The organism is Rhodopseudomonas palustris, assembly GCF_013415845.1.
GTDB lineage: Bacteria > Pseudomonadota > Alphaproteobacteria > Rhizobiales > Xanthobacteraceae > Rhodopseudomonas > Rhodopseudomonas palustris_F.
Genome location: NZ_CP058907.1, coordinates 3,457,616 through 3,482,333, shown reverse-complemented (window position 1 = coordinate 3,482,333; position 24,718 = coordinate 3,457,616). Strand labels below are relative to the sequence as shown.

23 protein-coding genes are annotated in these 24,718 nt (G+C 65.5%); 14 read left to right on the top strand and 9 right to left on the bottom strand.

Translation table 11 applies throughout. The features are described 5' to 3' along the window. Window positions 1–88: 88 nt before the first annotated feature. The 4 genes from HZF03_RS15915 to HZF03_RS15900 form a co-directional block, all read right to left on the bottom strand. On the bottom strand, window positions 89–568 hold the full coding sequence (locus HZF03_RS15915; protein ID WP_234832289.1) for an RES family NAD+ phosphorylase: 480 nt from the start codon (window positions 566–568) through the stop codon (window positions 89–91). Beyond that, window positions 550–978 (bottom strand): antitoxin Xre/MbcA/ParS toxin-binding domain-containing protein, encoded by a 429-nt coding sequence (locus HZF03_RS15910; protein ID WP_119019192.1) that lies wholly within the window; start codon window positions 976–978, stop codon window positions 550–552. The genes HZF03_RS15915 and HZF03_RS15910 overlap by 19 nt, the downstream gene beginning before the upstream one ends. Window positions 979–1,061: 83 nt before the next feature. Next, window positions 1,062–2,381 carry a polysaccharide deacetylase family protein gene (locus HZF03_RS15905; RefSeq protein ID WP_119019193.1) on the bottom strand — a complete coding sequence of 440 codons (1,320 nt, stop codon included), beginning with the start codon at window positions 2,379–2,381 and terminating at the stop codon, window positions 1,062–1,064. 136 nt (window positions 2,382–2,517) lie between these two features. Next, entirely contained in the window at window positions 2,518–3,321 is an 804-nt protein-coding gene (locus HZF03_RS15900; protein WP_119019194.1) for a polysaccharide deacetylase family protein, read from the bottom strand. A gap of 162 nt (window positions 3,322–3,483) precedes the next feature. On the opposite strand from HZF03_RS15900, the gene mgtE reads away from it, so the two are divergent. The 4 genes from mgtE to HZF03_RS15880 all read left to right on the top strand — a co-directional run bounded on the left by mgtE (window position 3,484) and on the right by HZF03_RS15880 (window position 7,072). Then, window positions 3,484–4,905 carry a magnesium transporter gene (mgtE, locus tag HZF03_RS15895; RefSeq protein ID WP_119019195.1) on the top strand — a complete coding sequence of 474 codons (1,422 nt, stop codon included), beginning with the start codon at window positions 3,484–3,486 and terminating at the stop codon, window positions 4,903–4,905. Window positions 4,906–4,958: 53 nt separating this feature from the next. Further along, window positions 4,959–5,315: a helix-turn-helix domain-containing protein gene (locus HZF03_RS15890; RefSeq protein WP_179906330.1), complete on the top strand. Its 357-nt coding sequence runs from the start codon at window positions 4,959–4,961 to the stop codon at window positions 5,313–5,315. Window positions 5,316–5,369: 54 nt separating this feature from the next. Next, on the top strand, window positions 5,370–6,203 hold the full coding sequence (locus HZF03_RS15885; protein WP_119019197.1) for an aldo/keto reductase: 834 nt from the start codon (window positions 5,370–5,372) through the stop codon (window positions 6,201–6,203). Between the two features lie 74 nt (window positions 6,204–6,277). Next, window positions 6,278–7,072: a YdcF family protein gene (locus tag HZF03_RS15880; RefSeq protein WP_119019198.1), complete on the top strand. Its 795-nt coding sequence runs from the start codon at window positions 6,278–6,280 to the stop codon at window positions 7,070–7,072. 6 nt (window positions 7,073–7,078) lie between these two features. On the opposite strand, the gene HZF03_RS15875 is transcribed toward HZF03_RS15880, so the two are convergent. Continuing rightward, on the bottom strand, window positions 7,079–7,363 hold the full coding sequence (locus tag HZF03_RS15875) for a DUF3253 domain-containing protein (RefSeq protein WP_012496583.1): 285 nt from the start codon (window positions 7,361–7,363) through the stop codon (window positions 7,079–7,081). A 117-nt stretch (window positions 7,364–7,480) separates the two neighbouring features. Here HZF03_RS15875 and HZF03_RS15870 point away from each other — a divergent pair, with 117 nt between their 5' ends. The 4 genes from HZF03_RS15870 to HZF03_RS15855 all read left to right on the top strand — a co-directional run bounded on the left by HZF03_RS15870 (window position 7,481) and on the right by HZF03_RS15855 (window position 10,222). Then, a complete protein-coding gene (locus tag HZF03_RS15870; RefSeq protein ID WP_012496582.1) occupies window positions 7,481–8,137 on the top strand; it encodes a glutathione S-transferase family protein in 657 nt (218 codons plus the stop codon). Window positions 8,138–8,349: 212 nt separating this feature from the next. Then, entirely contained in the window at window positions 8,350–8,541 is a 192-nt protein-coding gene (locus HZF03_RS15865; RefSeq protein ID WP_011158703.1) for a hypothetical protein, read from the top strand. 179 nt (window positions 8,542–8,720) lie between these two features. Then, on the top strand, window positions 8,721–9,764 hold the full coding sequence (locus HZF03_RS15860) for a hypothetical protein (protein WP_119019199.1): 1,044 nt from the start codon (window positions 8,721–8,723) through the stop codon (window positions 9,762–9,764). A gap of 38 nt (window positions 9,765–9,802) precedes the next feature. Further along, complete coding sequence (locus tag HZF03_RS15855) at window positions 9,803–10,222, top strand: DUF1489 family protein (RefSeq protein ID WP_104511606.1); 420 nt, start codon at window positions 9,803–9,805, stop codon at window positions 10,220–10,222. 36 nt (window positions 10,223–10,258) lie between these two features. Here HZF03_RS15855 and panC read toward each other — a convergent pair whose 3' ends face one another. After that, window positions 10,259–11,110 carry a pantoate--beta-alanine ligase gene (gene panC, locus HZF03_RS15850; protein WP_119019215.1) on the bottom strand — a complete coding sequence of 284 codons (852 nt, stop codon included), beginning with the start codon at window positions 11,108–11,110 and terminating at the stop codon, window positions 10,259–10,261. 266 nt (window positions 11,111–11,376) lie between these two features. Here panC and HZF03_RS15845 point away from each other — a divergent pair, with 266 nt between their 5' ends. From HZF03_RS15845 to HZF03_RS15830, 4 genes are all read left to right on the top strand, one after another. Further along, window positions 11,377–12,300 (top strand): division plane positioning ATPase MipZ, encoded by a 924-nt coding sequence (locus HZF03_RS15845; RefSeq protein WP_011158699.1) that lies wholly within the window; start codon window positions 11,377–11,379, stop codon window positions 12,298–12,300. A gap of 274 nt (window positions 12,301–12,574) precedes the next feature. Beyond that, window positions 12,575–13,402 carry an alpha/beta fold hydrolase gene (locus HZF03_RS15840; protein WP_012496577.1) on the top strand — a complete coding sequence of 276 codons (828 nt, stop codon included), beginning with the start codon at window positions 12,575–12,577 and terminating at the stop codon, window positions 13,400–13,402. A gap of 78 nt (window positions 13,403–13,480) precedes the next feature. Next, window positions 13,481–14,221, top strand: a complete 741-nt coding sequence (locus HZF03_RS15835) for a vWA domain-containing protein (RefSeq protein WP_119019200.1) — start codon at window positions 13,481–13,483, stop codon at window positions 14,219–14,221. A 55-nt stretch (window positions 14,222–14,276) separates the two neighbouring features. Next, the gene (locus HZF03_RS15830; protein ID WP_119019201.1) at window positions 14,277–15,005 is read left to right on the top strand and encodes a DnaJ domain-containing protein; all 729 of its coding nucleotides are present in this window, start codon (window positions 14,277–14,279) and stop codon (window positions 15,003–15,005) included. A 328-nt stretch (window positions 15,006–15,333) separates the two neighbouring features. Here the strand turns inward: HZF03_RS15830 and HZF03_RS15825 are convergent, their stop codons facing one another. Continuing rightward, window positions 15,334–17,100 carry a serine hydrolase gene (locus HZF03_RS15825; protein WP_119019202.1) on the bottom strand — a complete coding sequence of 589 codons (1,767 nt, stop codon included), beginning with the start codon at window positions 17,098–17,100 and terminating at the stop codon, window positions 15,334–15,336. 356 nt (window positions 17,101–17,456) lie between these two features. Next, the gene (locus HZF03_RS15820; RefSeq protein ID WP_119019203.1) at window positions 17,457–18,824 is read right to left on the bottom strand and encodes a TadE/TadG family type IV pilus assembly protein; all 1,368 of its coding nucleotides are present in this window, start codon (window positions 18,822–18,824) and stop codon (window positions 17,457–17,459) included. A 472-nt stretch (window positions 18,825–19,296) separates the two neighbouring features. Between HZF03_RS15820 and clpS the strand changes: the two genes are divergently transcribed. After that, entirely contained in the window at window positions 19,297–19,626 is a 330-nt protein-coding gene (gene clpS / locus HZF03_RS15815; protein ID WP_041810535.1) for an ATP-dependent Clp protease adapter ClpS, read from the top strand. A 193-nt stretch (window positions 19,627–19,819) separates the two neighbouring features. After that, window positions 19,820–22,204, top strand: a complete 2,385-nt coding sequence (gene clpA / locus HZF03_RS15810; RefSeq protein ID WP_011158692.1) for an ATP-dependent Clp protease ATP-binding subunit ClpA — start codon at window positions 19,820–19,822, stop codon at window positions 22,202–22,204. A 74-nt stretch (window positions 22,205–22,278) separates the two neighbouring features. Here clpA and HZF03_RS15805 read toward each other — a convergent pair whose 3' ends face one another. Further along, window positions 22,279–24,378: an ArnT family glycosyltransferase gene (locus HZF03_RS15805; protein ID WP_234832290.1), complete on the bottom strand. Its 2,100-nt coding sequence runs from the start codon at window positions 24,376–24,378 to the stop codon at window positions 22,279–22,281. Between the last annotated feature and the right edge of the window lie 340 nt (window positions 24,379–24,718).

Genomic DNA, 24,718 nt, shown 5'->3' with positions numbered 1-24,718 from the left:
CGGCGCACCCCTCCCAAACAACCTTACGACCTGGTCTCGCGCATAGGAACTGCGAGAACGTTGGCATTCGGATGCCGAAGCCCGATCGTCAGAACAGGCGGGGATCGAGGGTGAACGGCTCGATGTCTGCGATTCTGATCCGGTCGGCGCCAGAATGCCGGTGGTTGATCAGAACGTTGAGATCCGGTGATCCCTCGATCGGGACGATCGCGGATGGCACCCGCAGCAGCGGGGCTGTCAGCGAGGCCTGCCACGCATCACCGCGCCGTTGAGTCCAGCTCTCCCGACGTCGCCAATCGGTCGGAAGGGCGGAAAGTGGCACGTCGTCGACGGCCAAGTCGTCCGGTGCTTCGTAGCGCACCATCATCAGCGCAGGCAGCAGCAGCGGGTCTTCGACGTGCACCAGCTTCTCCAGCACACAGAGAGCGGGCGATGTCGCGCAGTAGGTGACGGGCCGGCCGACGGTGTTCCAACGGCCGTCGAACAGCAGTCCATAACCGCCGTCGAACGCCCGAGCGTGACGGGCGAGAGACAGTCGCCACAGGCGCATCAGGCGGCTGCGCCCCAAGCGATCTTGCCGAGCACCATCTCGATCAGCCTGGCGCCAGCCTCAGTTTGCGCGACGGTGAGGGGTGTTTCGCCGTTCAGCTCAGCCAGAGGGCGGCGAAGCCAGAGGCTGGCCTTGTCCACGTCGAAGGTGTCCTCGGCGAGGCTCTGAATGCGCAGCAGGCGGACAGCCCGATCGGATTCGTCGATCGTGAGCGGCTGATTGCGCTCGGCGCGGTGTCGGCGTGTCCGCTGCGGGATGACGAACCGCTCGATTTCCTGATCGCTCAGCCCGGCGCGGCTCAATCCCTGGAGGGCGGCGAGGGGGAGCCGGTTGCGGACCACCATGGCCAAGTCTGCCTGGGACCGAACCGTTGCACCGAGTACCGGCTTGCCGCCGAGCTTATCCGCGACAATTTCGATGATGGACATGGTGCGCCCCACCGATGGTTCGGCAATGTGCCGTCAATCTAATGGCAAATTGCCGGCTGGCAAGCGCTGGGCGGGTAACCGGATCAATGATTGAGCGGGCGAGGGCGGCTGCCGGCGTCGAGCGGGCCCCGCTGTAGGCCTTCCGGGGCAATCCCTACGCTGCCGGAGATCGGCCGCGCGGCGGCGCCGACGTCGATCGACAGCGTCCGGTTGTTCGCGTCGCGGACGAGCTGGGGCGTTTCGCGGGCGGCGCGTTCCGCCTTCACCGGGACCATCGCCCGGATTGCCGGAGCGTTCCGTTCAGGAATCGCAAACAGGCTCGGCGACGGCACCGGCAGGCTGATCAGATTGTCGGGCGATTCGATCAGGGCCTGCCGCGGCCACGGCGAGCGCTGCGGCGTCGGCACCTGGCCACGCGCGAGACGATTCGACCGGATCGGGGCGCTGCCTGGAATCAGGCGGTCGCGGTCGAGGCCGATGTCGGCGAGTTCGGGGGCGGGCAGCATCTCTTCATTGGCGAACACGAAGCGCGGCACCTTGGGCCAGCGCACCTTCGCCACCGTCTCGGAAGTCGGATGCAGCCGCCACTCCTGCGGCTCGGTCGGCGTCTTCGGCAGTTCCGGCGTCGCTGCGACCACGTGCACGATCTTGTAGCCGCCGGCCTTCAGCGCCTGCAGGATCCGCGGCAACGCCGCCACCGTGCGCGGCTGGATGTCGTGTAGCAACAGGATACCCTTGCCCTTTGCGGCCAGACGGCTCATCGCCAGGTGATACACGGTGTCGGGCGAGACGTGACGCCAGTCGTCGGCCGGGAAGTCCGCGCTCCATGCCTGGATGCCGCGGGAAGCGAGGTATCCTTCGACCGCTTCGGCTCGCAGCAGGCCGGGAATACGGAAGAACGGCGACAGCGCGGCGCGGTCACCGTCGAGGGCGGCGAGGGTCGAGGCGATGCCTTCGTCGACCTCCTGCTGCGCCTGCTCCACCGACATCCGGTTGAAGCTCAGCGGATGATTCTGGCTGTGGGTGCCGATGGTATGGCCGGCGTCGCGCAGCTTGCGGACACCGGCTGGAAACGTCTTTGCCATCCGCCCGACCACGAAGAACGTCGCCTTGACGCAGTCCTTGGCCAGGATGTCGAGCACCTGATTGCTTTCGCGCGGCAGCGGGCCGTCGTCGAATGTCAGCACCACCTCGTGGTCGCGCAGCGGCAGGGTCTCGCTATATTGCATCGTGCCGATGCGCGGATGTTCGCGCGGATCGACGACCAGCGTACGCGATGTGCCTAGCGCATCGGGATTGCCGGGGCAGCTTGCCGCTTGGGCCTGATGGGGCTGGAGGGCGAGTGCGGCGGCGACGCAAGCCGCACCAACGAGATAGGAAATCCGCAACGAACGTTCAGACAACAGTGCACCGCCTTCACGCGACCGACAGCGCGGTTCACGACGCCCGAATCCCAACCCGGACCGAAAATAAAACCGCGTCATGAACGGCTGCTTAACCGTTCAAAGTTCCATGGCGATTCTGGGACGTGGGGCCGGCTCAGCGCGCAGTACGGCCATGCGTATCCGACGCAACCGCATGCCCGGCTTCGTCAGAGGGCACCGCGTGCACGACGCGGTAGTTGTTTTCGCGCAGCCAGCGCAGGAAGGCCGGCATCATTTCGGCGGTCTGCTTGCGCGGATCGTGAAACAGGATGATGCCGCGGCCGGTCGCCGTCAGGCGCTCGGTGATCAGCTTGAGCTGTTCGTCGGGCGTCATCAGATTCCAGTCGCTGGCCCACAGATCAGCGCCGAACACCGAGATGCCACGCGCCTGCAGATCATCGAGCAGCGCCGGGGTGGATTCGAAATACGGGAAGCGGAAGAACCGCGTGGTTGCCACCGGAATGCCCTTGGCGCGCATCACCGCTTCGTCGGCCGCGATGCCGCGGTCGATCTCGGTGAGTGCATCGGCATGGCTCAGCGCCGACAGATGCTGATGGGTGTAGGTGTGATGGCCGATGGTGTGACCGCCGGCCGCGATCCGCCGCACCATCTCGCCCATCTCGGAGGCGGGTTTGCCGACCAGGAAAAAGGTGGCGTGGACGCATTCGTCGGCGAGAGCTTTCAGCACCGCCGGGGTCGTGGCGGCCGGACCGTCGTCGAAGGTCAGCACCACTTCGCGATCAGCAAGCGGCAGGGTTTGCGGGAAGCTCTTCAGGCCGACGCGCGGATAGGTCGCCGGATCGACGGTCAGCACCCGCGAGGTGCCGAGCGTCCCGGGGCGGGGGCACTCGGCGGCGTGAGCGGTCCCGCCGAGGGCAGCGAGGGCGACGAAGGCAGCAGCGGTGCGCGCGACGATCACGACACCCTCCGGGTTGGCGGATTGTTGGTGGGTGTCACGATTATCATTGCGCTCTGCTTCACCGATTGGTTATTGCCACGGGCATTCGCGCCGCCGTTCGACAGTGCATCTTGCCCGACGGCGCCCGATTTCTGCAACCAGTAAAAACTCGCGGGAGCCCCCATGACCGACGACGTGGATGCGGTCGTGCGGCCCGATCTGGCCGCTCTCGATCCTATGGCCATGCGGGATGACCACGGTGACCTCCGGGCCGAGTTCGTCGAGGCGGTGTCTCGCGCGATCGCCGCCGAAGACGCCGGCTCGTTGCGGGGGCTGGTGTCCGAACTCCACGAGGCCGACCTCGGCGACCTGATCAGGGCGCTGGATTCAGACGAGCGGGTTCGGCTGGTGGAACTGACCGGGGCCGATTTCGACTTCTCCGCGCTCAACGAAGTCGACGAAACCGTCCGCGAGGAGATCCTCGAAGAGCTCGAGCCGGAGACCGTAGCCGAAGGCGTCCGCGAACTGGATTCCGACGACGCCGTCGAGCTGCTGCAGGTGCTCGACGAAGAGGATCAGGAGGAGATCCTCGACAAGCTGCCGCCCTCCGAACGCGACGCGCTCGAACGCAGCCTCGACTATCCGGAAAACTCCGCCGGCCGGCGGATGCAGACCGATTTCATCGCCGTGCCGCGGGACTGGACCGTCGGCGAGGCGATCGACTTCATGCGTGAAACCGCCGAGCTGCCGGATCGCTTCTATGAGATCTACGTCGTCGACGGCGTCAATCACTGGCAGGGCGCGGTGTCGCTGGATCGGCTGCTGCGGTCGCACCGTAACGTGCCGCTGCCAGAGCTGGTCGACGAGGATCGCCGCAAGGTGTCGGTGGACGACGATCAGGAGGAAGTCGCTCGGCTGTTCGGTAAGTACAACCTCGTCGCGGCCCCGGTGGTCGACGGCCAGAACCGTCTGGTCGGCGTGATCACCATCGACGACGTCGTCGACGTGATCGAGGAGGAGGCCGACGAAGACCTCAAGGCGCTGGGCGGCGTCACCAGTGACGAAGAACTGTCCGACCGGGTGTGGACGATCGCGCGCGGCCGCTTCAACTGGCTGCTGGTCAACCTCGCCACCGCGTTCCTGGCGTCCTCGGTGCTCGGGCTGTTCGAGGATCAGCTGCAGCAGATGGTGGCACTCGCCGTGCTGGCGCCGATCGTCGCCAGCCAGGGTGGTAACGCTGCGACCCAGACCATGACGGTGGCGGTGCGGGCGCTCGCTACCCGCGAACTGGGGCCCTGGAACGCGGTTCGGGTGGTGATGCGCGAGGCGCTGGTCGGTCTGGTCAACGGCGTCGCGTTTGCGCTGATCACCGGCATCGCGGCCTACGCTTGGTTCAGGGTGCCGGGCCTCGGTGTGGTGATCGGGCTGGCGATGATTTGCAATCTGATTGCCGGCGCGCTTGGTGGTATCCTGATCCCGATGGCGCTGGAGCGGATGCGGGCCGACCCGGCGGTCGCGTCGGGGACGTTCGTCACTACTGTGACCGACGTCGTCGGGTTCTTCGCCTTCTTGGGCATCGCGACGCTGTGGTTCGGACTGAAATAAGTCTCTTCATGTCTTGTTAACGCTGTTGGCGGACGATTCCGTCCATGACCCAGATACAGCGGCTGCGGCTGAAAGCGGACGGGCGGATCGTCGAACTGCGCGACGGCCACGAGTTTCCGCTCGCGCCGACCGGTCCCGACCCGATCGTGCGTACTCCCGCGGCTGAGCCGAAGGTGCGCGAATTGCGGCTGCGCGCCGGGCTGACTCAGACCGAGTTCGCCGCGCGGCTCGGTGTGCCGGTCGAGACCATCCGGAACTGGGAGCAGGGCAAGCGGAGCCCGCGCGGACCGGCGCGTGCGCTACTGACCGTGATCGCGCATACGCCCGATCTGGTGTTTGCCGCGCTGGCCGGTCGCCGGGAAGAAATTAGTAAGCTCGTCGCCGCGCCAGCGATTGGCAGCGAGTGCTGATCGGTTCATACTACTTCTGATCAGTCTACGTACCCAAAATGCGGGACGATCGTCATGCAGACCGCCGACGCGCACTTCGTCGAAGCCCATGGGGCCAAGATCCCCGCACTCGGGCTCGGCACCTGGGAACTGAGCGGACATAGCTGCTCGCGGATCGTCGAGCAGGCGCTCCGCCTCGGCTATCGCCATATCGACACCGCTCAGATCTACGACAACGAACGCGAGGTCGGGGAGGGCATCCGCAATTCCCACATTCGCCGCGATCAGTTGTTCGTCACCACCAAGGTCTGGACGACGCATTTCGCCCCCAATGATCTCGTTCGCTCGGCCAAAGAGAGCCTGGTCAAGCTGCGGCTGTCCGAGGTGGATCTGCTGCTGCTGCACTGGCCGAACGCGCATGTGCCGCTGGCGGAAACACTCGGCGCTCTGGCGCAGGCCCGTGCGCTCGGCCTGACGCGGCACATCGGCGTCTCGAATTTCACGGTCGCGCTGCTCGCTGAGGCGGTGGCGGTCTGCCCGGCGCCGCTGGTGTGCAATCAGGTCGAGTACCACCCTTTTCTCGATCAGCAGAAGGTGCTCGCCGGCTGCGCGCTGTACGGCATGGCGCTGGTCGCCTACAGCCCGATCGCGCGCGGCAATGCCAAGAAGAGCGAGGTTCTCACCCGGATCGGCAACGTGCACAGCAAGACCGCCGCGCAGGTCTGCCTGCGCTGGCTGATCCAGCAGAACGTCGCGGCAATTCCGCGCAGCTCTCGCCTCGAGCGGCTGGCGCAGAACATCGACGTGTTCGACTTCGAACTGTCGGATGCCGAAATGCAGGAGATCTTCACGCTCGGCAGTCCGAAAGGACGCCTGACCACGATGCCGACCGCACCAGTGTGGGACTGAGCGCTAGCCGCCGTTGACCTCGCTGCCGGAATAACGCACGTCGAAAGAGACGATCTTCAGCGTGCTGGTGACCGATGTTCTTCCTGCTCTCCAAGATCCTCGGCTTCTTCGTCCATCCGTCCAACACGATCGCGATGATCTGTGTGGCGGGCCTGGTGCTCATGCTGACGCGCTGGTGGCGGGCAGGACGGGCGTTGCTGATCGGCGGCGTCGTGCTGCTGCTGATCGCCGGTTACTCGCCGCTCGGCAACGTACTGCTGCTGTCGCTGTCCGAGCGGTTTCCGCCCTGGCACGAGGCGGGACGCGCGCCGGATGGGATCATCGTGCTCGGCGGAGCGATCGATTCCGAACTCAGCGTCGCCCGCAATACCCTCGAAGTCGACGCCTCGGCCGAGCGCGTGCTTGCGGCGCTCGATCTGGCGCGGCGCTATCCGAAGGCACGCATCGTTTACAGCGGCGGCAGCGGCAATCTGATCCAGCGCTCGGTCGCCGAAGCCCCGCTCGCCGGCGAACTGCTGGAGCGGTTCGGCCTAGCGTCGGATCGCCTGGTGCTGGAAGACAAGTCGCGGACGACCGCCGAGAACGCTGCCTATACGCGTGCTCTGGTGGCACCGAAGCCGGGCGAACTCTGGCTGCTGGTGACGTCGGCATTTCACATGCCGCGATCGATCATCGCATTCCGCGCAGCCGGCTTCGACGTCGTGCCCTATCCGGTCGATTGGCGAACGCGCGGCAGCGAGGACGCAGCACGCACGTTCTCGACGCTGGCGGCGGGGCTCGCACGCACCGACGTCGCCGTGCATGAATGGGCGGGGCTGCTGGCCTATCGGCTCGGCGGCAAGACGACGTCGCTGCTGCCGTCGCCGTAGCGCCGCTCAGTCGTGGCGCGGAAGGCCGAGCCGGTACACGCCGCGGAAGTCGTTGGGGTCGGCCGGCTTTCCCTTGCGGTAGATCACCAGCCGGCCGTCCAGCGCCAGCGCAACGGCGGCGCGCCGGATCGGCATCAGCAGACCGTGCCAGTCGCCCTCGGGGCGCAGCGAATGAGCGATCTCCGGCGCGCTGAGCGTGCCGTGGCCGGCTTTGTTCAGCACGGCGAGGATGTCGTCTTCAAGGGCGGAGACAGGAGAGGCGGGGGTGGGCGCCGAATCGTGAGGTGTCATGGCAATGCAGTGCCGCAATGGCCCGCGCGCCGCAACCTCGACCGATTGACAGCCACGATGGTCGTGGATTGATTGCCGAGGGACGCATTTCTGCGGGGATGAAGGGAGTATTCGGCCATGGCGCGGACGCTGGTGATCGGCAACAAGAACTACTCGTCGTGGTCGATGCGGCCGTGGATCGCGCTGAAGGCCACCGGCGTCGCATTCGATGAGGTGGTGATCCCGCTGTACACCGGCGACGCCGACAAGCGCCGCATCCTCGCTTTCACGCCGGCCGGCAAGGTGCCGGTGCTGGTCGACGGCGACGTCACGATCTGGGATTCGCTGGCGATCATCGAATACGCCGCGGAGCGCTTTCCCAAGGCCCAACTCTGGCCCGACGATGTCGCCGCGCGGGCTCATGCGCGGTCGGTGGCGGCCGAGATGCACTCCGGCTTCGCCGCGCTGCGCAACGAGTGCGGCATGAACATCCATCGGCCGGTCGGCGCCAAGCCGCTGTCGGATGCGGCGCGCGCCGACATCGCCCGGGTGCAGGAGATCTGGACCGACTGCCGTCACCGCTACGGCCGGTTCGGGCCGTATCTGTTCGGCCGCTTCAGCGGCGTCGATGCAATGTTCGCACCCGTCGTGCATCGGTTTCGCACCTATGCGGTCGAGCTTGACCCGATCGCGCAGGGCTACGTGGCGGTGATGATGGCGCTGCCGGCATTCCAGGAATGGACTCAGGCCGCGCTGGCCGAGACCTGGGTCATCGATAAATTCGAGACCGATTGACCTGCGGAAGGGATTCATTCCCAGGATGCTCCAGTTCCAGCCCGGTCGCCGCCTAGATCGCTGAAAAACAAGCAAAATCGGGGCGCCAGCCATGCGTGATTCACTGGCCAGAAGAGCGTCCCGCGTGCTATAAGCCCGCGGGGTTTGGGGGGAGCCGATCACACCTGGCAACAAGGCACGGATCGGTATTCAAGTGGCGCAGGAGTTGAGCGTTGAAGCACAAGTTCGTGGTAGGTGAATCCGTCTATTTTACCGCCAGCAACGTTGCCCGTCCGGCAGCCAGCGGCATGTACGAAATCGTCCGTCTGCTCCCGACCGATGGGTCTGATTGCCAGTACCGCATCAAGAATATCTCCGAGGCGTTCGAACGAGTCGCCAAAGAGAGCCAGCTCAGCGTCTGCTGAGCCGCGCACCGTCTGTCTTCCAAAGACCTATAAGCCTCTGAGATCATCATCGCTGTCCTGACGCCTCTGCCCGAGGCAGGGGACAGCGATCTCGGGGACGCGTTTCGCCAAGTCTTGCGCCCATTTTGGTCGTAAAGCCGGTGTTCAGTCGCCGGATCGGCGCTCAGGGGACAACGCGCATGGATTCGGCTGCTTGGTCGGCTTGGTTCGACCAGATTCTGCATTCACCAAATTTTCCGATGTGGGCCACCGTCGCGGTTGCGGCATTCGTGGCGCTGCTGGTGCTGATCACGTTGCTGCGGGCCGACAAGTCGGTCGCCAACGGCGCGCTGGTGGCGATCACGATCGGTGCCATCGGACTGGCGGGCTATTCGGCATTTCGCGGCTTCGGCAGCTCGGGGAGCTCGCAGGCTTCGGGAGAGGCCCGCGATCCGATCGCCAAGGCGATGCCGGCATTGGCCTGCGTCGACGACCTTGCCGGCGACATGGTTCTGGCAGCCTGCGAGAAGGCGCTGTTCAGTTCGCCTGAAACCGTCGCGGCCGCCGTATCCTATGCGTCGGCCCGGCTGGCGCGGCTGACTGCACTCGGTGACGTTGCTGCCGCGGACAAGCAGATGACGCCGGAGCTGAACCGGTTGCGCCGCGCGATCGAGCGCGACCGCTATGGCCTGATCGCCTATGTGCTGTCGTCGCAGGATCGCTGCCAGCCGACCGACTGCGCGGCGTTCCGGTCGCTGACCGATTCCAGCCGGATCGCAGCGAATATCGGCGACCATCTCTACGAGACCACCTTGACCCGTTACGCGCCGAGCTGGGGCGGCCTGCCGATGACCGCGGGCGCAGGTCCGGTACCGGCCGCCGCCGCTGGGGCTACGCTCCCCGTGCCGGGCGCCACGCCGGCGCTCGCCGGGGTCACCGAGGCGCCCAGCGGCAAGCCGACGGATATCGACTTCCCGACGTCGGCCTCAATTCCGCCCGTCAGCATCATGACGGAGCCCACGCCGGCCAAGCCGGCGGCAGCTGCTGCCACCAACGCCAAGAGCGCCCCGGCGGCCAAGAAGCCACCGGCGCCTCCGGCCGCGGCCCAGGCGTCGGCCACACACAATGCTGCCGGTGCGGCTGCCGCCAATCCGCCGCCCGCCAAGAGGCCGCCCGCTCCACCGAAACCGAAGCCGCCTGCGCCGGTCCAGCTTGCGCCGGAAGAGGCTCCCGCGGAAAACTGAGCGGCGGCATTCTTCAGGAAGCGAGACAGTCGACCTCGATGGCACTGCATTTGATCAAGCTCGCGGTGGGCTGCGAGTCGGTGAAGGATCTGACCGAGCGGGTGGCCGAGCGCGCCAGATCGGGTGGGCGGCACATCCACATCACCCGAATGGTGCCGAAGCGGGACGCGGAGCTGCTCGATGGCGGCTCGCTGTATTGGGTGATCCGGGGCGAGATCGCGGCGCGGGAGAAGCTGGTCGCGATCGAGCCGTTTCGCGATGGCGACGGCATCAGCCGTTGCCGCCTGGTGCTGGAGCCCGAAGTACACCCGGTGAGCCCGCGGCCGATGCGGCCGTTCCAGGGCTGGCGCTATCTCACCGCATCTGACGCGCCGCAGGACCTCGGCAAGGCAGCCGAGGGGATCGCTGAGATGCCAGAGACGATGCGCCGCGAGCTGCGCGAACTCGGGCTGCTGTAGCCGCGGCTAGCCGCGCCTTTGTGATCCAGCCGCGGCTTACACTGCGATGTTGTCGATCAGCCGGGTCTTGCTGAGCTTGGCGGCGACCAGCAGCCGGATCGGACCTTCCTTGGGCGATTTGATCGGCGCCAGCGTCTCGGCGTGGCGCGCTTCAAGGTAGTCGAGCACGAAGCCGGCTTCGGTGATGAGCTCGGCGCCGGCGGTCAGCGAGGACGCGATGGTCTTGCCGGCCTTGATCCGCTTGGCGACCTCTTTCATCGCCCGGTACAGCGTCGGTGCGATCGCGCGCTCCTCGGTCGACAGATAGACGTTGCGCGACGACATCGCGAGGCCGTCGCGTTCGCGCACCGTCGGTGCGCCGATGACCTTCACGCCGAGGTCGAGATCGGTGGCCATCCGCGTCACCACACGGAGTTGCTGGAAGTCCTTGGAGCCGAAGATCGCGACGTCAGGCCGGCACTGGATGAACAGCTTGCCGACCACGGTGGTGACGCCGCCGAAGAAGTGCGGGCGGAAGCTGTCTTCGAGGCCGGCGACCGCGGGGCCTTCGGTCGAAATCTTGGAGGCGAAGCCCTCCGGGTACATCACCTTGACGTCGGGATTCCAGATCAGGTCGACGCTCTCTCCCGCAAGCTTGGAGGCGTCGGCCTTGAAGGTTCGCGGATACGAGCCGAAGTCCTCGTGCGGGGCGAACTGCGTGGGGTTCACGAACACCGAGACCACCACCTTGTCGGCGCGCCGCTTCGCCAGTCGCACCAGCGACAGGTGCCCGTCGTGCAGCGCCCCCATGGTCGGCACCAGCGCGACGCTGGCGTTGCGCTTGCGCAGCTCGGCAAGTGCGCGGCGAAGGGCGGGGAGAGTGCGGGCGACAACGGGAGGACGGGACATCGAAGGCTCGATCGCGGTCAGCGGAGACAAGCCGCTCCAGGCGGCGGCGGAAAGGAATCCGATCTTATCAAGCCCCGACGCTGACCGCCACCAGGGGCGGCCCGTTGCAGAGGCAGGACGAGGCGGCCGTTAAGCTTGATCGCGACCAAAGGGCGCGCTGCGGATTCATGATGAAGCGCGAAGCCGCTTCCGTTGCGGCCCGTCTTACGCAATCTGCTTGACCCTCGAGATCGCCGATTTGAAGATCGGCGGCGAAAGGGAGATCGATGCTGATTGAGGCCCCCGAAAGTCAGTCCGGCTCGGCGCGAGTGATCGTGCTCGGCAACGAGAAGGGCGGCTCCGGAAAATCGACGCTGGCGCTGCACATCGCGGTGGCGCTGCTGAAGGCTGGTCAGCGGGTCGCGACCATCGATCTCGATTGCCGGCAGCGCAGCTTCACCCGCTACATCGCCAATCGCCAGGCGTGGTCCCAGCACGCGCGGCTCGATCTCGAACTGCCGGATCATTGCTGCCTGACCCTCGGCGAGACCATGCAGGTCGCCGACAATGAAGCGGCTGAGTTTCAGCAATTCGCTGACGCCATCGCGGCCGTCGAGCACGATCACGACTTCATCGTAGTCGATACGCCAGGCTCGGATAGTTATCTGATGCGGCTGGCGCATTCGATGGCCGATACGCTGGTCACGCCGATCAACGACAGCTTCCTTGATTTCGATGTGCTCGGCGGTGTCGATCCAACGACCTTCGAAGTCACCGGCGCGAGTCACTACGCCGCGATGGTGATCGATGCGCGGCGCCGGCGGCGTCAGCTCGACGGCTCGGACACCGATTGGATCGTGGTGCGGAACCGGCTGTCGACGATCGGGGCGCGGAATAACCAGATGGTCGCCGCCGGGTTGAAAGAGCTGGCGATGCGGATCGGCTTTCGGCCGCTCGACGGCTTTGCTGAGCGGGTCGTGTATCGCGAGTTCTTTCCGCGCGGGCTGACGGCGCTCGACAATCTCGATGCGGCGACGCTCGGTACGCGTCCGAGCATGGGGCACGTCACCGCGCGCGAGGAGGTCACTGATCTGCTGCGCCGCTTGAAGCTGCCGCTCGACGAGCGCGGCCGCCGCCGTGCCGCCAATCGCGCCGAATGGTTCGCTCAGGCCGGAACGCCGCTCGAACTGCACGACATCGTCGGCGTGTAGTTCAAATTTTCCCCAATCCTCCTCATTCTTTGGTCGGACGCCAAGCCGGTGCGTGCAGTCATGTGAAATCGTTCTCGCGCCTTCCGGAGAAATTTCAAGTTTGTACAACCCATTGAACGGCGAAAACTATTCCGCTCGGCCATTGGTTTGTGCAGTTGCACAAGGAGGTGGCGCAGATCCGCTAATCTTTGATCTTCCTGTCATATGACTGTGATTTATAGTCGTATGGTCGATCGTCCTGGGCATGGGGCTGCTGATCGACTCAGGATGGATGATGACCCGCGGAATCACAGTTCTGCTGGCGCTGTGCCTCGTCTCGGCCGTCGCTTACTTCACCGCCTCGAAATGGGCGATCCGGCACCAGACGCTGACGTTCTACGATGCTTCGCGTCAGCGGCCGGTCGAGATCGACATCGCAGTTCGCCGTGACAAGGAGATGCAGGCCGAAGGCGGCCTCGCTGAGCTCCCGGTCGCTGTGCTCAATCACGGCAACACCGTGAAGTTCACCGAGTACTCGTTCCTCGCCAATCTGTTCGCCGCGCGCGGCTATCTGGCGATCAGTATTCAGCACGATCTGCCGACTGACGGGCCGCTGGTGACCAAAGTCGGTGAGCCTTACGTCGGCCGGCTGCCGGTCTATGAAAAGGGCGTCGCCAATATCGACTTCGCCGTCGCGCAGTTGAGGACTATTCTGCCGAATGCCGACTACCATCATCTCACCATGGTCGGGCATTCCAACGGCGGCGACATTTCGATGTACTACGCCCATCTGCATCCCGAGCTGATCCGGCGGGTGGTGACGCTGGATAATCTGCGGGTGCCGTTCATGATCGACGGCAAGTTCAAGACGCTGACGTTCCGCTCCGAAGACCCCGTATTCAAGACCGATCCCGGCGTGGTGCCGGCGCGGGAGGTCTGCGACAAAGCGGGCATCACGGTGGTCAACACCCAGTTCCAGCACACCGAGATGAGCGATCGCGGGCCCACGAGCGTCAAGAATGCGATTGCGGAGTCGCTCGACCGCTTCCTCGACGATGGCACCGCATCGATCAAACCGAAGCCGGTGCCGCGCGGCCCGAGCGCCGTAGCCTCGGCCAAATAGGCTGACAGCCGGTGGTGGGCGCATTGACGCTCGATCCCGCTGTCTCCACATAGGTCTCGCAGCGCCGGAGCGAGCCTGATGTCCCGCGAGCCGACCTCAACTCCATCCCAGACGTCCGTCCGCGACAGCGGCGCGGCGACGCCTGCGCCGTCGACGTCCGCGGAGATTGCCGCCTTCGTCGCGAAAGCGCGCGCGATGGCGCCGAATGCCGCTGGCGCCCGCGGCCGCCTGGTGTTCGCGCTCGACGCCACGATGAGCCGGCAGCCGACCTGGGACATGGCCTGCGCGCTGCAGGCCGACATGTTCCGCGAAGCCGAAGCGATCGGCAGCCTCGACATCCGCCTGGTGTACTATCGCGGCTTCAACGAATGCCGGGCCTCGAACTGGATCTCGTCGAGCGCCGATCTGGCGCGTCTGATGGGCAAGATCGATTGCCGCGGCGGGCATACCCAGATCGGCCGCGTGCTGGCCGATGCCCGCAAGGAGGCGATCGCCGCGGGAGTCCGCGCCATCGTGTTCGTCGGCGACGCCATGGAGGAGCAGCCCGACGAGCTGTGCGCCAAGGCCGGCGAGCTCGGCATGCTCAAGGTCCCGGTGTTCGTGTTTCAGGAGGGCGTCGACCCGGTCGCCGAACAGACCTTTCGCGAGATCGCGCGGCTGAGTGGTGGAGCGTGGTGCCGGTTCGATCCGGGTGCTGCAGCGCAGCTCCGCGAGCTGCTGCGCGCCGCTGCTGCGTATGCGGCTGGCGGGCGGGAGGCGCTGCAGCGGCTGGCCGCCAGCGGCGGCGGCGCGGCGCTGCTGCTCGGGCAGATGCGGTAGCCGGCAGCGAGGCGCCGCCGGTGCTTTTTCGGTGCGACCGACCTATATTCCCAGCATGCCTACGTTGATTGCCGGCGCCATCGCCGTTTTCGTGCTCTACACGCTGCTGCAGATGTTCCGGTCCGCCAACCCGGCGGTGCTGGCGCGGGCGTTGAAGATTTCCGGCGGGATCGTCATGCTGGCGGCGGCGCTGTTTACCGGTGTCAAAGGCGAACTGGCGGTCGCAATCCCGCTCGGCCTGTTCGGCGCCGGGCTGCTGGGCTGGACGCCGCTGCAGAACGCCGGCTTCGGCAATCTCGGCGGGCTGTTCGGAGGCCTGGGCGGGCGCTCGCGGGGGCAGGCCTCGACGGTGCGCTCTAATTATCTGGAAATGGTGCTGGACCACGACAGCGGTGCGATGACCGGACGGATCCTGGCCGGCCCCAATGCCGGCCGCTCGCTCGACGAATTCGACCTCGGCCAGCTTGCTGCAATGCTGGCCGGCTTCGATGCCGAGAGCTGTGCGCTACTTGAAAGCTATCTGGACCGCCGGTTTCCCGCTTGGCGTCAGAACGCGCATGGAGATGCGGCAGGGGGGCAGCGTAGCCAGGCGTCGGGCAGCAAAATGACGACCGAGGAAGCCTATGAGATCCTTGGCCTGCAGCCGGGAGCGGGGCCGGACGAGATCGGACGCGCCCACCGCACTCTCATGAAGAAATTGCATCCCGACCAAGGGGGGTCGACGTACCTTGCCGCCCGGGTAAACGCGGCCAAGGATACCTTGCTTCGAACGCATCGCAGCTAACTCCAGCAACGCAACTTTACGCTACAGACTGCGAGTGCCCTGATCCCGAATTGACGCCCCGGGTCGCCCGCCGCTTCGGCGTGGCTGTTGATTCAACTTTTATCGATCAATCCTTGACGAGTGGTTTCGCCGTGTTCCCGCCGCTTGAGATCGCGCGGGCAATCCTACGGCTCGCATAGTTCGCTCGCCGATCTCGTCCTGGCCGGGCTTACCGGGGAGAGCCAGGGCTCCGCGTCTTTCAGCCAAGTCTCCGGCGAAGCTCTCAGGCCAACGAAAAACGCGGCCGGGGAGCCCGGCCGCGTTGGTCTCGTTCGAGATCTTGGAAAGATCAGTTCTTGATGGTGAAGCAGGAGATGTCGGAGCGCTTCAGCTTGCGGCACACCGCCTCGGCTTCATCACGTTCCAGCCCAGCAAAGCGCGCCCGATAAAGCTTGCGGTCGCCCTTGGTGGTCACGGTCTCGGTGAACGGATCAGCCTTGCCGAGCAGGCCGCTGGCCTGCTCGCGTGCGGCCTCGAGGCGCTTGCGGGCTTCCGGCTCGCTTTCCAGCGCGCCAACCTGAATGATCCAGCCGCTATGGGCGACGGTCTTGATCGCGCCGTTCTGCTGAACTGCCGGAGCTGCTGGGGCCGGAGCGGCTGGGGCCGCCGGTGCGGGGTCGGCATAGGCCATCGCCTGCGAGTGCTTCGGCGCCATGTTGCCGGGCAGCACGCCGAGGATGCCCTGGCCGGTGCCGTGACCGGCCGGCTGCTGGATCACTTCGGGGCGGGCTTCGACACGGGCGACCGCGGCGCTGGAAGTTTCGGCCGGATTCTGGCGGGGCGACGGGATGGCGTTGGTGACGGGAGGAGCGGCGACCGCCGAAGCGAGCTTGATCGGGGCGGATTTGACCTGGACCGTCTTGACCCGCACCGGCTTCATCGGCTCGGCCGAGCCGGGAATGATCTGCAGCGGCTTGGAGTCCAGGCTGCCGCTGTTGAACGGGCCGGGCTCCGGCTTGGCTTCGGCTTTGGGCTCCGGCGCGGCGACCGAGCGGGTCATCGGCGCTGCCGGGCGAGGGACCGGAACGGCGGCGGTTTCCGGGGCGGCGGAGGCGACCTGAACGGCGCCCTGCACCTGAACCGCCGGCGCCGGACGGGTATCCTCGGCGACCTCGGTCTCGTCCGAACCGGAGGAGCGTTCGCTGATAGCGGCAACGGTGCGGCGCGTCGCGCCCTTTTCCAGATTCTCGGCCAGCAGGTTGCGCATGATGGCGTCGCGCGAGCCGCCGCTGCGGCCGCCGAGCACGACGCCGACCAGGAAGCGGTTGCCGCGGTGCATCGAGGTGACCAGGTTGAAGCCGGAGGCGCGGGTGTAGCCGGTCTTGATGCCGTCGACGCCTTCGACATTGCCGAGCAGGCGATTGTGGTTGCGGATGGCGTGGCCACGATAGTTGAAGACGGAGGTCGCGAAGTAGCGGTAGTAGCGCGGGAAGCGGTCCTGGATCGCGCGGCCGAGGATCGATTGGTCCCGCGCGGTGGTGACCTGCTCGTCGTTCGGCAGGCCCGAGGCGTTGCGGTACACGGTGCGCGACATGCCGAGCGCCCGCGCCTTGCGCGTCATCAGCTTGGCGAAGTCGGCTTCGCTGCCGCCGACGGTCTCGGCGATCACCACGGCCGCGTCATTGGCCGAGCGGGTCACAAGACCCTTGATGGCGTCTTCGACCCGCAGCGTCGAGCCGGGGCGCAAGCCGAGCTTGGTCGGCGCCTGCTCGGAGGCGTGCTCGGAAACGTCCATCTCGCTGTCGAGGCTGAGCTTGCCCTGTTCGAGCTTCTCGAACAGCAGGTACAGGGTCATGATTTTAGTCAGCGACGCCGGATGACGGAGGCTGTCGGGGTTGGTGGCGGTGAGAACCGCACCGGTATTGCCGTCGACGATGATCGAGGCGAAGGCGGGGTTGTAGCTGTTGCGCTCGACGTGGTGGCGGGCGTGATGGTGACGATGCCGCTTCCGGGCGTCGGCTGTGTCGGTTGTAAAGATCACCGCGGCTGAGATCGTCGCCAAGCCGAGCACGCAAACTCGCAGCGCGCGCGAGCTGAAGGAAATATTGCGGTGCATGAACGTCCCCGTCCGATCTTTCATCATTCACCGGGCCGTGAGGCAAAATTAAGCCCGAGCGGTCCGGCGACGTCTGAATCCAGCGTTGGAATCACTCGCTTGCCCGGCACCAGCGGCAGCTCCCGATCGGTCGGGTAAGCGGCTGTATTGACGCGGCTTTTCGAGGCGAGCGCAAATGTTTAGGGATTCAGGTTAGGAGCGGGCGGTTTCGAAAAGGTTAAGCATCTCTTGCGCCGATGCCGAGGATTCGCGGGATTGGTACCGCAGTGCGGCATGCCCCGCCAGCCCGGGCCCGGTCGAGGGGGCCGGACGCCGGCGAGCTTGGAGGAAGAGGGCGGCGGCCGGGGTGAGCGGGCTTACTTCGCGACGCGGAGCTTGGAGAGCGAGGAACCGATCTGGGCGAAAGCGGTCCCGATGCCGCTGGACGTCGTGGTCGCGAAGAAGTTGCCGCTATCAGCGCAGTATTTCAATACCGTAGATTCCGGATCGCCATCGGTGTTGACCTGGATCGTATAGATGACGACCGGGTTGGTGTTGGTCGACGACGCCCGGATGTTGTCGCACAGGATCCGCTGACGCGCGTCGACCTGGGGCGACCAGTCGCGGCCGTTGCCGTACCAACGGTCGACCGTGTTCAAACCGTCCGACAGCAGAATGATCGCATCGGTGTATTTGTAGTTGGAGTCTTTCGCCGGGGTGTTGAGCGGATCGCCGGTGCGCAGTGACATCCAGGCCCAGTGCATGCCGATTGCCTGGTTGGTACCGCCGTTCGGCGATAGCGCGTCGATCTTGTTCTTGATCGTGGTCGCATTCGACAATGAGTAGGCCGACGTCATCCCCAGCAGTTGCTGGGGGCAGGCGTCGTAATCGACGGCCGGAAACCGAGTGGCGTAACTCGTCGGAACATCCTTGGTGGTGTCCGCGGGCTGATCGCGATCGGTCACGCAGCCGGCCCATTGGTTGTGACTCGTCGCGGTCCAGGTTCGACCCGCATATTCGCAGCTGGATTTGGTCGAGTACCACCAAGAGCTACAGCTGCCGTTGCTTTCGTCCCAAAGGTCCCATCTGACCCAGCTCGCGTTCCGATTGCTGCTGCCGACGTTGACCATCTGAGCGAACGGCACCACCGAGATGTAAACGTCGTCGGCGGTTTGGGCACTCGCGCGGAGGCTATCGACCAGATTCTTCGCTGCCGTCTTCATGGCCGACATCTTGCCGGCCGAGGCCATCGACCCGGTGACGTCGAGCGCCATCGCAACGCGGAGGCGGGTGCCGCCCCAGGTCGTGGTCGTCGACGATCCGATCGCCATCGTTTGGAAGCCGAGGATCTTCATGAATTGAGTCTGGACCGCGCCTTGGCCGCTCATCGCGATGGTGGACGAGCCGGAGCCGTCCTTCGCCGTATAGGTTGCGGTCACCGTGACGGCGCCGGTCTCTTTGTTGGTGTAGAGGCTGTTGAAATAAGTCTGCGCCTTGCTCGACACCTGGTCGGGCGTGATGGTGCCGACGCCGAGATCGCGCGACAGCATCAGGGCGGCCGAATCGAGCGCGTTCTGCAGCGAGGTGCGGGCGTTGTTGGCGCGGGAATAGTCCACAGCCACGCCGATGAAGCCGAGCAACGGCACCAGCGCCAGGGCGAAGATCACGGCGATGTTTCCCCCGTTCGCCTGCGGGAAGCGGCGCGCCGCGCGCGTCAGTTGGGCGGCAAGGGAAATCATGGACATGACGGCACCGATCCTGGCTCTTGGCTGGGCAAGATCGGGCGGTATGGATAAACGCCGCGTAAAATGAATCTCAGAAACTCGCTAAACTGCGCCATAAATGCCGCCAAGCTGGGCGGTTTGCTTGATGGTCCGTCACCGCGATGGGCTGGATTTGCTGGTTGTTTCTAACGCCCGATTAACCCTGCAGCCGCAGGCGGCGGTCCTCCGCCTGCGGCGAGGCTAGGGCGCGCCTCCGGGATTTCCGCGCTTGCAGCAAAACCACACTCGACCCATATTTACCGTATTCCGCCGCTGCGTCGTGCCGGGAGCCGCTGCGCTGTGGGCGTGGTCGGCATTTGCGCGCTGACCGCAGTCGCGGTTCCGGCGTATGGGAAGTTCCCTGGGGATTTAAATACCGAAAGCCATGCTGCAACCTTCTCTAAGCCACCCCGCTGCCGGCCCGGCCGGCGACCGAATGAACCGGCCGCTCGCGATGGCAGGCGACGGAGGCCGTTCGGGCCCGAGCACGCCGTCGACCTCGGTCATCACCAAGACCAAGCCGCGCACCAAGCGCCCCAATCTGTATCGCGTGCTGATCCTGAACGACGACTACACGCCGATGGAGTTCGTGGTCCACGTGCTGGAGAAGTTCTTCCAGATGGACGTCGAGGCGGCCACCAAGGTGATGCTGCACGTCCACCATCACGGCATCGGGGAGTGCGGCGTCTTCACCTACGAGATCGCCGAGACCAAAGTGACGCAGGTGATGGATTTCGCCCGCAAGCATCAACATCCTCTTCAGTGCGTCATGGAGAAAAAATAGCAGCGCGTGCGTCGCCAAACTCGGAACAGGTTTTGCATTGGTCCAAGCTGGCGGGTTTTCCCGGACTTGCTGGGTGGACGGACTGATACGGAACCAGTCTTTCGCGATCAGGTTTGGACACTATATCTGGAAAGGTTGTTGTTGCGTCACGGTGCAGCGGCGATCATGATCAGCGGGGGACACAGAGGACGAGATGCCGACATTTTCCCAAAGCCTTGAGCAATCCCTCCATCGTGCGCTCGCCATCGCCAACGAGCGTCACCACCAGTACGCAACCCTCGAACATCTGCTGTTGTCTCTGGTCGACGATTCCGACGCGGCCGCGGTGATGCGCGCCTGCAGCGTCGATCTCGACAAGCTGCGCACCAGCCTGGTCAACTATCTCGAAACCGAATTCGAGAATCTGGTGACCGACGGCTCTGAGGACGCCAAGCCGACCGCCGGCTTCCAGCGCGTGATTCAGCGCGCTGTGATCCATGTGCAGTCATCGGGGCGTGAGGAAGTGACCGGCGCCAACGTGCTGGTCGCGATCTTCGCCGAGCGTGAGAGCCATGCCGCGTACTTCCTGCAGGAGCAGGACATGACGCGCTACGACGCGGTGAACTACATCAGCCACGGCATCGCCAAGCGTCCCGGCGTGTCCGAAGCGCGCCCGGTGCGCGGTGTCGACGAAGAGACCGAGACCAAGGGCGGCGACGACTCCAAGAAGAAGGGCGACGCGCTCGAGACCTATTGCGTCAACCTCAACAAGAAGGCCCGCGACGGCAAGATCGATCCGGTGATCGGGCGCAACGCCGAGATCAGCCGCGCGATTCAAGTGCTGTGCCGCCGGCAGAAGAACAACCCGCTGTTCGTCGGCGAGGCCGGCGTCGGCAAGACGGCGATTGCGGAAGGTCTCGCCAAGCGCATCGTCGACGGCGAGGTCCCGGAGGTGCTGTCCGCCGCCACCGTGTTCTCGCTCGACATGGGTACGCTGCTGGCAGGTACGCGCTATCGCGGTGACTTCGAAGAACGCCTCAAGCAAGTCTTGAAGGAACTCGAAGCGCACCCGAACGCGATTCTGTTCATCGACGAGATCCACACCGTCATCGGCGCCGGTGCCACTTCCGGCGGCGCGATGGATGCCTCGAATTTGCTCAAGCCTGCCTTGGCTTCGGGCACCATTCGCTGCATGGGCTCGACCACCTATAAGGAATACCGTCAGCACTTCGAGAAGGACCGCGCGCTGGTGCGGCGCTTCCAGAAGATCGACGTCAACGAGCCGACGGTCGAAGATGCGATCGCAATCCTGAAGGGGCTGAAGCCTTACTTCGAGGACTATCACAAGCTGAAGTACACCAACGAGGCGATCGAATCCGCGGTGCAGCTGTCGTCGCGCTACATCCATGACCGGAAGTTGCCGGACAAGGCGATCGACGTGATCGACGAATCCGGCGCGGCGCAGATGCTGCTGTCCGAGAACAAGCGCAAGAAGACGATCGGCATCAAGGAGATCGAAGCCACGGTTGCGACCATGGCTCGGATTCCGCCCAAGAGCGTGTCGAAGGACGACGCCGAGGTGCTCAAGCATCTCGAGCAGACCCTGAAGCGCGTGGTGTTCGGTCAGGACAAGGCGATCGAGGCGCTGTCGGCGTCGATCAAGCTGGCGCGTGCCGGCCTGCGTGAACCGGAGAAGCCGATCGGCTGCTACCTGTTCTCGGGCCCGACTGGCGTCGGCAAGACCGAGGTCGCCAAACAACTCGCCTCGACGCTCGGTGTCGAGCTGCTGCGCTTCGACATGTCGGAGTACATGGAGCGGCACACCGTGTCGCGTCTGATCGGCGCGCCTCCCGGCTATGTCGGCTTCGACCAGGGCGGCCTGCTGACCGACGGCGTCGATCAGCATCCGCATTGCGTGGTGCTGCTCGACGAAATCGAGAAGGCGCATCCGGATCTGTACAACGTGCTGCTGCAGATCATGGATCACGGCCGGCTCACTGATCACAACGGCAAGCAGGTCAACTTCCGCAACGTGATCCTGATCATGACCACGAACGCGGGCGCGGCGGATCTGGCGCGGCAGGCGTTCGGCTTCACCCGCAACAAGCGGGAAGGTGACGACCACGAGGCGATTAACCGGCAGTTCGCGCCGGAATTCCGCAACCGTCTCGATGCGATCGTGTCGTTTGCGCATCTCAATGCCGACGTCATCGGCATGGTGGTGGAGAAGTTCGTGCTGCAGCTCGAGGCTCAGCTCGCGGACCGCGACGTCACCATCGAGCTGTCCGAGCCCGCCAAGGCGTGGCTGGTGCAGCACGGCTACGACGAGCAGATGGGCGCCCGGCCGATGGCCCGCGTGATCCAGGAGCACATCAAGAAGCCGCTGGCCGACGAGGTACTGTTCGGCAAGCTGAAGGGCGGCGGCCACGTCAAGGTCGTGCTGGTCAAGGACGATGCCGTCGCCGGTGTCGAGCTGGAGAAGATCGGCTTCGAATTCCTCGACGGCCCTGTGACGCCGAAGCCGGAAAATCTACCCGGCAAGAAGCGTGGCGGCTCGGCCCGGAAGGCCAAGGTGAAAGATCAGGTCGAGAAAGCCTGATCGGGCTTTAGCGATCAAAATGAAAGAGGCCGGCGAGCGATCGCCGGCCTCGTCGTTTGTCGAGCGATCAACCGCTATTCCGGGGACCTTGTCGGTGATGGTCCGGCCGGCGACGGTTGCTCGTCCGGCGGCGCCGGGATGGGCGCTTCCGGCTTTTCTCGCTCGGCCGCAGGAGGCAGAGCAGCTGGCTGCGTAGGCGAGGTTGCGGCCGGCGCTGCAGGCTCTTCCGCCTCAGGCGGAGCGGGCTGTGATGCTTCCGGAATGGCAACAGGCGGGCCAGGCGGGACCGGCGCTGGAGCTGGCGAGGGCGGTGTCGGCGGTTGTGCCACGCTTGGCGCCGGCGGTGCCGCTGAGGCAGGAGGCGGCAGCACCACGCCGTCTGGCGCGATCATCGCCCAACCGTAGGCCTTCAGCTTGCCGCCGCCGAGCGGCAGCACCATGGTGCCGAACATCGAAGGCGCATTGCCCAGTGCTGTCCGATATGGCGGCGGTAGCTCGTCGGTGCGTTTGAATTCGTCGGTACTCCACACCACCAGCGCGCCGGAGCGCTTCAGCCGCTCGGCATTGATCCACGGGCTCTTGGTCAAATCGGCGTCGATGAACACCGAGGGCCGCGGCGAGGCATAGGCCGCGACGAAGCCGGCCTCGCGCGTGCTGCCGGTGACGATATCGAGCGGGCGTGTGGTCCGGCTCTTCCAGACTGACTGCATCGCTTTCGACAGCGCCTTGGCCGGATACAGCTCGGTCGGCACCGGCCCGCTGCCGTAGGCGCGCGAGTAGGTCGAGGTCGCGTAGCCGATCGGTACACCGAACAGCACCAGCATCCATGCGGCGATCGTGAGCCGGGGGGCCCGGATCGTCAGCCGGGCAGGCAGCAACGCCACCAGAGCCAGACCGGAGAACGCCACCAGCGCGCTGCCGGTGTAGGCTCCGATCGTGAACCAGCCGAACACGCTGCCGAGCGCGACCAGGATCGACGGCAGCACAGCGGCCGAAACCAGGAGCGAGCGATCGAACGCGCTGGGGGCATTGAGTTCGAGATCCGCCGGCTCGCCCTGCAGCGGCAGCCGCGGGATGAAGGCGAGAGCGGCGATGACGATCAATCCGAGATTCAGTCCGACCTGGCCGAACACGAACGCGAACGCCGCACTGATCCTTGGCCACAGCCCGGTCGCTCCGTCGTCTGGGACAGGAGAGGCGACGTGGGCCTGCGCCAGCCACATCAGGTGCGGCAGTAGCACCACGAAACAGGCGCCCGCGGCGACCGCCAAGCCGCTCGTCGCCAGGCGGCTGCGCCCATCCGCAGTCAACACCAAGTGTCCGATCAGCACGAGGACGAGTGCCGTGCCGGCGTGGTTGGTTGAGATCAGCAGCGCAGCGGCGATGCCGAGCCCGATCCAGCTCGACCGCGCGCCACCGAGCACGGCGCGGCGATACAGCAGTACCAATGCGACGGAAAAGGGCAGGCTGGCGATCGCCGGATCGTATGCGGTGACCTGCGGGCCGAAGGAGCCGATCAGGATGGTAAGCGCCACGGCGAGCGTCGCACCGCTGGCGCCGAAGATCGAGGCGCCAAGGCGCCACAGCAGCGCCAACGTCATCAGCGCAGAGCCGAGCGCGAGCAAAAGCTGGGCGCCGTTCCATCGTCCGGTGGCGAGCGAAGCCAGTTCGGTCAGCCACGGCGCCAGCGGCGGGTACTTCCAGTAGCCGCCCTGCAGCTCACCGCCGAACAGCGCCATTTCGTAACCAACGGCGGGCAGCCCGGGAAAGCTGATGGCGCTGATGAACCACAGCGTCCCGTACAGGCCGAGCACCCACAGCAGCAGCCGTTGCGGACGGTTGCGCAGCATGTCGAAAAGGCTGTCGCAGGCGCCGAGCAGCAGAGTGAGCGGCAGGAAGCTGGCGCGCGTAGCGGCAGGCCGCGCGGCCGCCGCAGGAGCCGCGGCAGGCGACGGCGCAATCTGTCCGGTACCACGTGCGGGCCTGGCCGGTTTGATCTGAGCCTGCTTCGGCTTGGGGCCGGGCTGCGGCTTCGGCGCTGGTTGCGGTTTGACTGGCGGCTGCGCAGGGCGCGGCTCGGCAGTGGTCGGCGATGGCTTCGCTGATGCTGGCGCGGCGGCGACCTGCGCCGCGTCGGCGCTCGATGCAACGGCGGCTTCATCGTCGGAAGGCAACGCTTGTGCAGCCGCGGACGGTCGCGGCTGACCGCCGTGATGCTTCTTCTTCGGCCGGCGCTGTTTTGGTTGTTTGCGCTTGATGGTCGTCGTCCCTTGGCGAGTCCGAACCTGCGGTATCGATACCGCGGTTCGCGCGTGGCGTTTCGAATCGACGTTTTAGTCCAACGGGTCGAGCAGGCAATTGCCGGAAAGACGAGACGACAACGAGGCTTGCGGTATTGCTGCGCCGTTTCGTCCCAGACTCTCGCACAGCTTTCGAGAGCGTTCGCGACGCTGGCATTCGGATAAGTTTCGGCCATCATGCGTTCCCGAAACTGTACTGTGGAATTGCTAGTCC